Annotated in this window: 2 protein-coding genes; both read left to right on the forward strand. The window is 37.1% G+C overall.

Features of this window, described 5'->3' with window-relative positions:
• On the forward strand, window positions 1-1,141 hold a 1,141-nt coding region (locus HP552_RS00655; RefSeq protein ID WP_175393852.1), incomplete at its 5' end, for an AAA family ATPase.
• A partial coding sequence (locus HP552_RS00660; protein WP_175393853.1) for an HNH endonuclease occupies window positions 1,138-1,679 on the forward strand: 542 nt, incomplete at its 3' end. The genes HP552_RS00655 and HP552_RS00660, both read left to right, overlap by 4 nt.

Raw genomic sequence — 1,679 nt, forward strand, 5'->3', positions numbered from 1 at the left:
CGCACGTGTGTTAAATGGTTTGCCAGAATTGTCAGATTTCCACTTTTCATTTAATAGAAAAAGTGCTCCCGGATTCAGTGATTTAACTATACCTTTTGAGGTGACGGTTAATTCTATGCCCAGCACGAACATTCATGCTTTTATCGGGCGGAATGGGTGTGGTAAAACAACAATTTTGAATGGAATGATTGGTGCAATCACCAACCCAGAAAACAATGAATATTTTTTCTCTGAAAATAATAGACTTATCGAGTCAAGAATCCCAAAGGGATATTTTCGATCGCTTGTTTCAGTTTCGTTTAGTGCATTTGATCCTTTTACTCCTCCTAAAGAACAACCTGACCCAGCAAAAGGTACACAATACTTTTATATTGGACTCAAGAATGCTGCCAGCAATAGTTTAAAATCACTAGGCGATCTCCGCTTAGAATTCATTTCAGCATTTATTGGTTGTATGAGAGTAGATAGAAAAAGACAACTCTGGCTTGAAGCTATCAAAAAACTAAGTAGTGATGAAAACTTTTCAAATATGGAACTCATCAGCCTCATTTCTAAATATGAAGAGTTAAGACGTAATGAACCACAGATTCAAGTGGACGATGATAAATTCACTAAATTGTTTTATGACAATATCCAGAAATATCTGCTTCGAATGAGCTCTGGACATGCAATTGTTTTATTTACTATCACAAGATTAGTAGATGTCGTTGGCGAAAAGTCATTAGTTTTATTCGATGAACCAGAGGTTCATCTGCATCCACCTTTGCTCTCTGCTTTTTTACGAACATTAAGCGACTTACTCGATGCACGCAATGGTGTAGCAATAATTGCAACTCATTCCCCAGTAGTACTGCAAGAGGTTCCAAAATCCTGCATGTGGAAAGTCCTACGGTCAAGAGAAGCAATAAATATTATCCGTCCGGATATTGAGACATTCGGTGAGAACTTAGGTGTTTTAACTCGTGAGGTGTTTTTACTTGAAGTGACAAATTCTGGATACCACCACTTATTATCGCAGTCCGTTGATTCAGAGCTTTCTTATGAAACCATTCTAAAAAATTATAATGGTCAGATAGGATTAGAAGGTCGAACCGTTTTAAAAGCGATGATAATGAACAGAGATGAAGGTAAAGTACAATGAAAAAACTACCTCTTCCAGCGAGAACTTATAGCGAAATGCTTAATAAATGCTCGGAAGGTATGATGCAGATAAATGTTAGAAATAATTTCATTACTCACTTCCCCACTTTTTTGCAGAAAGAACAACAATATAGAATATTAAGCTCGACAGGTCAGTTATTTACCTACGACAGGACACACCCTCTTGAGCCTACAACCTTAGTAGTTGGTAACCTGACAAAGGTTAAATTAGAAAAGCTTTATGAAAATAATCTCCGAGATAAAAACAAACCCGCTAGAACATATTACGATGACATGCTTGTTTCATCAGGTGAAAAATGTCCATTTTGTGGTGATATAGGACAGACAAAAAATATAGATCATTTTCTTCCTATTGCACATTATCCTGAATTTTCGGTGATGCCTATTAATTTAGTTCCATCGTGCCGCGACTGCAATATGGGAGAGAAAGGTCAAGTTTTCGCAGTAGATGAGGTACACCAAGCGATTCATCCCTATATCGACAAGGACATTTTTTTTCGTGAGCAATGGGTATATGC

This window comes from Paenibacillus xylanilyticus, from assembly GCF_013359935.1.
Classification (GTDB): Bacteria; Bacillota; Bacilli; order Paenibacillales; family Paenibacillaceae; genus Paenibacillus; species Paenibacillus xylanilyticus.